Origin of the sequence: Streptomyces sp. NPDC046876, assembly GCF_040645035.1 — a bacterium.
In the GTDB taxonomy this organism is placed as follows: Bacteria; Actinomycetota; Actinomycetes; order Streptomycetales; family Streptomycetaceae; genus Streptomyces.
Window position 1 is genome coordinate 36,869 of record NZ_JBEYXK010000062.1, and the last position, 6,036, is coordinate 42,904.

Here is a 6,036-nt window from a genome sequence, read left to right on the forward strand (position 1 = left end):
GAGCACGTTGCTGAGCGCTATCAGGTGTTGCTACGCGCTGCGGCTCGAGGCTCGAAAGTCGATGTCAGGCGCTGGCGTTGCGCGCCCGGTTGCGAGCGGCGCGGCGCTTCATGGCGCGGCGCTCGTCCTCGCTGAGACCGCCCCAGACGCCGGAGTCCTGGCCGGACTCGAGCGCCCACTGCAGGCACTGCTCCATGACGGGGCAGCGGCGGCAGACGGCCTTGGCTTCCTCGATCTGCAGCAGCGCAGGACCGGTGTTGCCGATGGGGAAGAAGAGTTCCGGGTCTTCCTCGCGGCAAACGGCGTTGTGACGCCAGTCCATGGCTGCTCCATCTCCTTGTATTGCGGGCAGGTTGCTTGTGAATGTGAACGCTTTCACGAATCCCCCCGTGAGGGAAGGGCGACCGCCCGGCTAAGCGGAAGGTCAGTCGAGATTCGTGGAGGGGTTCTGGCGGTCTGTCCGGGAGCCGGTTCTGCGGGCTGCCCCGATCGCCATGAAGAGATTCGCAAACCTCGGACGGGGATACAACCCCTTCCGGAAAGTTTTTTTTGATTCGTCGGTGTCTACTAGGTCACAGCCCTACATCTTGAGGGTGGATCGGCGCGTAAACGTTCGACTGAAAGGACTTTGGCCCCTTCTACTCACACAATCACACGCAGTGCACGGCGAACGCCTGTGAACCGAACGCTGGTGCGCAGACCGAGGTGGTCTCCGTCCATCTGGAAAGGAAGCGGAACCTTCGAATGCAAGGTGAAGTCGGTCAGATCGTGCAGAGACACCGCATGCTTGCCGTGCGGACCGCGCTCAGGAGTCGAGGTCAGGAGCTGTGCGGCGTACCGCGCGACGGCCGGAGTTGACAAACGGCTGAGCGCCAGTACGTCAAGTGCAGTGTCGAACGACGCCTCCGGTGACGCGTACAGGGGCCGATTGCCCAGGTACGTCCAGGGCGAGGTGTTGCAGACTATCGACAGCACCAGGTCGGTCACGGGATCCGCGCCGGGACGCTCCAGCGTCACCGTGCCGTGTCGCCGGTTCGGCTCCTCCCAGAACTGGCGCATCAGCTGTCGTACATACAGAGCGTGCGTCGAACGCTTGCCGCGCTCGCGCTGCTGCTCGACCCGTCCCACGACACCCGCGTCGAAGCCGAAGCCGGCGCAGAAGGTGAACCAGCGGGCCGGGACCGACTCGTCCTCCGTGCCCGGGGCGCCGGCCGCCAGGCCCAGGCCCACCGTCCGCTCGCGGTGCTCGCGCAGCGCGTCCAGCAGGGCGCCCGTCGCCTCGACCGCATCGTTGGGCAGCCCGAGCGCCCGGGCGAACACATTGGTGGAGCCGCCGGGGACCACCGCCAGCCGCGGCAGCCGGTCCGGATCCGGGCCCTCGTGCAGCAGCCCGTTGACCACCTCGTTGACGGTGCCGTCGCCGCCCAGCGCCACGACGAGGTCGACACCGTTCTCCACGGCCCTGCGCCCCAGGTCCCGGGCGTGCCCCCGGTACTCGGTGGTCACCGCCTCCAGCTTCATCTCGCTGGCCAGCGCGTGGATCAGGACGTCGCGCGTGCGCGCACTGGTGGTCGTCGCTGCTGGGTTGGCCACGAGGAGTGCACGCATGAACGCCAGCCTACCGACCCGCCGGTACCGCTCGGATACTGCCCGTCCCCTCCGCCGCGGGGGCCGCGCGGCTACCCTGCTGGGGTGAGTACGAAGCCCACCCCCGCCCCGGACCGGCCGACCGCCCCCCTGCCCGGCCGGCTCACCGCAGCCGCCGCGCTCACCGCCCTCGAAGGCCTGGCGCTCGCCGGCCTCGGCATCTACATGCTGTTCGTGGGGCTGGCCGGCGACCCCGACTCCCCGCAGCAGGCCGAGACCGGCGGGATCACCCTGATCGCGCTGGCCGCCCTGCCTCTGGTCGCGGCCCGCGGGCTGCGGCTCGGCCGGCGCTGGAGCCGCGGCCCCGCGCTGATCACCCAGCTGATGGCGCTGCCCGTGGCCTGGACCCTCTACACCACCGGCGGTGCGATGATCGCCGCCGCCGCGGCGCTGGCCGCGGCCGCAGTCGCCGTCGTGGCCCTGCTGGTGAACCCGACGGCCACCGAGGCTCTGGGCATCGGGCCGTCGTCCTCCTCTTGAGCCTTCCCGCACGACGCCGACGGGGCGTGCCCGGGTCGTCGGACCCGGGCACGCCCCGTCGGCGTTGATGCGGGCGCCGCCTACTCCTCGACCAGCAGCTTCTCGCGCAGCTGGGCCAGGGTGCGGGCCAGCAGGCGGGAGACGTGCATCTGCGAGATGCCGACCTCCTGCGCGATCTGCGACTGGGTCATGTTGCCGAAGAACCGCAGCAGCAGGATCCGCTTCTCCCGCGGCGGCAGCCCCTCCAGCAGCGGCTTGAGCGACTCGCGGTACTCGACGCCCTCCAGCGCCTCGTCCTCCGCGCCCAGGGTGTCCGCCACCGCCGGCGACTCGTCGTCGGTGTCGGGGACGTCCAGCGAGAGCGTGCTGTAGGCATTGGCCGATTCCAGCCCCTCCAACACCTCCTCCTCGGAGATCCCCAGCCGCTCGGCCAGCTCGTGCACCGTGGGGGAGCGGCCGTGCTGCTGGGACAGCTCGGCCGTCGCCGTGGTCAGCGACAGCCGCAGCTCCTGCAGGCGCCGCGGGACCCGGACCGCCCAGCCCTTGTCGCGGAAGTGCCGTTTGATCTCCCCGACCACGGTCGGTGTCGCGTACGTCGAGAACTCGACCCCGCGGTCCGGGTCGAACCGGTCCACCGACTTGATCAGGCCGATCGTCGCGACCTGCGTCAGGTCGTCGAGCGGCTCGCCGCGGTTGCGGAACCGCCGCGCCAGGTGCTCCACCAGCGGCAGGTGCATCCGTACGAGCCGGTTGCGCAGCTCCGCCTTCTCCGGCGAGCCGTCGGGCAGCGCCCGCAGCTCGACGAACAGGGCCCGCGCGCCGCTGCGGTCGCGCGGATCGGGCAGCGGCGGGGGCACCGGGAACTCCGGCGCGAGGTCCGCGTCCGCGGCGTAGGCGTCCCGGGCCGTTTCCGCATCCGCGTCCCGGGTCCCGGCCCGGTCCGCCGCCGTGGCAGCGGCCGCGGGTGGCTGGGACGCCTGTGGTTCTTCGTGCTGGTTCTCGCTCATGGGGCCCGCCCGTCGCTCCGCCGAGTCCAAAAAGCCGTTGTCCGCATCCGCGTCAGCCGGGTGCGGCCGGGCCTGCTGCTGCTCCGGGATGCCGCCGTCGACCTCGTGCCGTACCCGGGGCCGATCCCCGCCCCGCACCGGGATCTCCCCGCTGCTCACGCCGGGCCTGGACCCGCGCCGCGCTGTTTGTAGAGGCTGATGCTCACCGTACGGTCGTCCCCGACCGTGGACTCGACCTTGCCGGCCAGCGCCGACAGGACGGTCCAGGCGAACGTGTCGCGCTCCGGTGCGCGGCCGTCGGTGGTCGGCGCCGAGACGGTCACCTCCAGCGAGTCGTCGACCAACCGGAACACGCAGCTGAGGACGGAGCCCGGCACGGCCTGCTGGAGCAGGATCGCGCAGGCCTCGTCCACCGCGATGCGGAGGTCCTCGATCTCGTCGAGGGTGAAGTCCAAACGTGCCGCGAGGCCGGCCGTGGCCGTTCGCAGCACCGACAGGTAGGCACCCGCAGCGGGCAGCCGGACTTCCACGAAGTCCTGAGTCCCGGGCTCGCCTGCGATCTGGGACACCCTCACCTCCAAGGTGGTACGAGCTCTGTTCGCCGGTGACGCTACCGCGATCCGGGCGATCGTGTCGCGGCACCCCTCATCACACCCGTCCCGGACGCCCTTGCCTACGGCCGGTGACCGATGGTATGCCCATCGGCACGCACAGTGGCTAGGGGTCTGCGGGCCCAAATCAGGGGAACCGGCGGAGGGTTGAACTACCCCGCCTCAGACGATCGAACCGTCCACATAGCACCACCGCCAGGTCTCGCCCGGTTCGAAGCTGCGCATCACCGGATGGCCCGTCGCATGGTAGTGCGCGGTGGCGTGCCGGTGCGGGGAGGAGTCGCAGCACGCCACGTACCCGCATCCCAGACACATCCGCAGCTGCACCGGGTGACTGCCGAGGACCAGACATTCGGCGCAGGTCTGGGCAGTCGGGACGGGCTCGGGGCGCGGCAGTTCGGGAACGTGGGTGCACTCGCTCATGATGGCCAGCGTACTGACGTGCGGGCGCCGCAGGACGAAGGCCGATCGGTCACGACGAGCGAGGGTGGATCTTCGATGGAGGTATTGCCGCTGGTGGCGCTGGTGGCGGCGAGCGCGGCCGTCGCGGGGTTCGCGCGGCGCACCCCGGTGCCCGCGCCCCTGCTGCTGGTCGCCGTGGGGCTCGCGGCGTCGTACGTCCCCGGAGTGCCCCCGTACACGCTCGACCCGCACATCGTGCTGCCGCTGCTGCTTCCGCCGCTGCTGTACACGGCCGCCGTGGACAGCTCCTACCTGGACCTGCGGGCGAACGTCCGGCCCGTCGCGCTGCTGTCGGTCGGGTACGTGCTGTTCGCGACGCTGGCCGTCGGGTACGCGGCGTACCTGGCGGTGCCGGGGCTGTCCCTGCCGGTGGCGCTGGTGCTGGGTGCGGTGGTCGCGCCGCCCGACGCGGTCGCCGCGACCGCGATCGCCCGCCGGCTCGGGCTGCCGAACCGGATCACGACCATCCTCCAGGGCGAGTCCCTGGTCAACGATGCCACCGCCATCACGGCGTACAACGTGGCGCTGGCCGCGGCGGTCGGCGCCGGCGTCGGCTGGGCGGGCGGGATCGCCGAGTTCCTGCTCGCGTCGGTGGGCGGCGTCGGCGTCGGCCTGCTGCTGATGGTGCCGATCCACCACCTGCGCAAGCGGCTGCGGGAGCCGCTGCTGCAGAACACGCTGTCGCTGCTGATCCCGTTCGTGGCGTACGCGGCGGCCGAGCGGGTGCACGCCTCGGGCGTCCTCGCGGTGGTCGTCGTCGCCCTGTACCTCGGGCACCGCAACTGGGAGGTGGACTTCGCGACCCGGCTCCAGGAGGAGGCGGTGTGGAAGATGGTCGCCTTCATCCTGGAGTCGGTGGTCTTCGCACTGATCGGTCTGCAGCTGCCGGTCGTGCTGAAGGGCCTCGACGAGTACGAGGGCGGCCGGGCCGCCTGGTACGCGGTGGCGGTCTTCGCGGTGGTGGTCGTCTCCCGGTTCGTGTGGGTCTTCCCCGCGACCTTCGTCCCCCGGTGGTTCTCCGAGCGGATCCGGCTGCGGGAGCCGGAGACCACCTGGAAGGCGCCGGTGGTGGTCGGCTGGGCGGGAATGCGGGGTGTGGTCTCGCTGGCGATCGCCTTCTCGGTGCCGATGGGCGTGCCGCACCGCAACCTCATCCTCTTCCTCACCTTCACCACCGTGATCGGCACGCTGGTCGTGCAGGGGCTGACGCTGCCGCCGCTGATCCGGCTGCTGCGGCTGCCGCCCCGGAACGCCAAGGAGCAGACCCTCGCCGAGGCCCAGGCCCAGAGCGAGGCCTCGCGGGCGGCGGAGGAGCGGCTCGCGGAGCTGCTCGCCGCCCCGGAGAACGCCCTCGCGCCGCCGCTCGCGGAACGGCTGCGGACCGTGCTGGAGCGGCGGCGCAACGCGGTGTGGGAGCGGCTCGGGGAGGTCAACGCGGTGACGGGGGAATCAGCCGATGACGTCTACCGGCGGCTGGCGCGGGAGATGATCGAGGCGGAGCGCGAGGTCTTCGTCTCCTTGCGGGACCGCCGCCGCATCGACGACGAGATGCTGCGGGGGCTGCTGCGCCGCCTGGACCTGGAGGAAGCCGCCGCCTACCGCGAGGACGCCCCCTGACCCTTCCCGGGCGCGGGGCCCCGGCCCGGGCCCGCGGTGCCGGCCCCGCACCTCGGGCCCGGCGGCCGGGCGTCGGGTGCCGCTACGCGGAGCGGGTCCCCTCCCCGCCCCTTCCCGAAACCGGGGCTCCGCCCCGGCCCCCGTTCCGGGCGCTTCGCGCCCGGTGCGCTCAAACGCCGCGCGGGCTGAATCAGCCTCGCCGGCGTTTGAGG

At 71.8% G+C, this 6,036-nt stretch carries 7 protein-coding genes; 2 read left to right on the top strand and 5 right to left on the bottom strand.

From position 1 onward, the window contains the following. Positions 1–64: 64 nt before the first annotated feature. A complete protein-coding gene (locus ABZ924_RS26465; protein WP_003953983.1) occupies positions 65–322 on the bottom strand; it encodes a WhiB family transcriptional regulator in 258 nt (85 codons plus the stop codon). A 320-nt stretch (positions 323–642) separates the two neighbouring features. Next, complete coding sequence (locus ABZ924_RS26470; RefSeq protein WP_361914626.1) at positions 643–1,608, bottom strand: diacylglycerol kinase family protein; 966 nt, start codon at positions 1,606–1,608, stop codon at positions 643–645. A gap of 84 nt (positions 1,609–1,692) precedes the next feature. On the opposite strand from ABZ924_RS26470, the gene ABZ924_RS26475 reads away from it, so the two are divergent. Beyond that, a complete protein-coding gene (locus ABZ924_RS26475; protein ID WP_361914629.1) occupies positions 1,693–2,127 on the top strand; it encodes a hypothetical protein in 435 nt (144 codons plus the stop codon). Positions 2,128–2,207: 80 nt separating this feature from the next. Here the strand turns inward: ABZ924_RS26475 and ABZ924_RS26480 are convergent, their stop codons facing one another. The 3 genes from ABZ924_RS26480 to ABZ924_RS26490 all read right to left on the bottom strand — a co-directional run bounded on the left by ABZ924_RS26480 (position 2,208) and on the right by ABZ924_RS26490 (position 4,168). Beyond that, positions 2,208–3,293, bottom strand: a complete 1,086-nt coding sequence (locus ABZ924_RS26480) for an RNA polymerase sigma factor SigF (RefSeq protein WP_361914632.1) — start codon at positions 3,291–3,293, stop codon at positions 2,208–2,210. Further along, positions 3,290–3,703: an anti-sigma regulatory factor gene (locus ABZ924_RS26485; protein ID WP_361914635.1), complete on the bottom strand. Its 414-nt coding sequence runs from the start codon at positions 3,701–3,703 to the stop codon at positions 3,290–3,292. The genes ABZ924_RS26480 and ABZ924_RS26485 overlap by 4 nt, the downstream gene beginning before the upstream one ends. A gap of 204 nt (positions 3,704–3,907) precedes the next feature. Further along, positions 3,908–4,168 (bottom strand): UBP-type zinc finger domain-containing protein, encoded by a 261-nt coding sequence (locus ABZ924_RS26490; RefSeq protein ID WP_361914637.1) that lies wholly within the window; start codon positions 4,166–4,168, stop codon positions 3,908–3,910. A 75-nt stretch (positions 4,169–4,243) separates the two neighbouring features. Here ABZ924_RS26490 and ABZ924_RS26495 point away from each other — a divergent pair, with 75 nt between their 5' ends. Then, positions 4,244–5,824 (top strand): Na+/H+ antiporter, encoded by a 1,581-nt coding sequence (locus tag ABZ924_RS26495; protein ID WP_361914640.1) that lies wholly within the window; start codon positions 4,244–4,246, stop codon positions 5,822–5,824. Positions 5,825–6,036: the final 212 nt, after the last annotated feature.

Bases quoted from the DNA above. Each gene is read 5' to 3' on its own strand.
- ABZ924_RS26495 (WP_361914640.1), top strand. From the start codon at position 4,244: ATGGAGGTATTGCCGCTGGTGGCGCTGGTGGCGGCGAGCGCGGCCGTC.
- ABZ924_RS26465 (WP_003953983.1), bottom strand. From the start codon at position 322: ATGGACTGGCGTCACAACGCCGTTTGCCGCGAGGAAGACCCGGAACTC.
- ABZ924_RS26470 (WP_361914626.1), bottom strand. From the start codon at position 1,608: ATGCGTGCACTCCTCGTGGCCAACCCAGCAGCGACGACCACCAGTGCG.
- ABZ924_RS26490 (WP_361914637.1), bottom strand. From the start codon at position 4,168: ATGAGCGAGTGCACCCACGTTCCCGAACTGCCGCGCCCCGAGCCCGTC.